The organism is Azoarcus sp. Soil_N_20, assembly GCF_057656155.1.
This window is the reverse complement of sequence record NZ_JBDGKX010000080.1, coordinates 1-261: the sequence shown is the minus strand read 5'-3', so window position 1 is coordinate 261 and position 261 is coordinate 1. Positions and strand designations below refer to the sequence as shown.

At 67.8% G+C, this 261-nt stretch carries 1 pseudogene; it reads right to left on the bottom strand.

The annotated features are described in order from the left end of the window. Positions 1 to 261 (bottom strand): annotated as a pseudogene (locus tag AC3A35_RS27985) (4-hydroxy-2-oxovalerate aldolase); the annotation flags it as partial.

The following is a 261-nucleotide window of genomic DNA, read 5'->3' as shown; positions in this document are numbered from 1 at the left end:
GTCCATGATCGGCACCACCAGGTCTTCGGCGACGTCCTGGATCTTGAACACGTCGACGCCGGTCTCGATGCCCATCAACTCGCACACCGCGACCAGCACTTCCATCGGGGTGTTGCCGGCACCGGCCCCGAGGCCGGCTGCAGCGGCGTCGATGCGGGTGGCACCGACTTCGATCGCGGCGATGGAGTTGGCCACGCCCATGGCGAGGTTGTGGTGGCCGTGGAAGCCGAGTTCGGTCTCGGGCTTGAGCGCCTCGCGCAC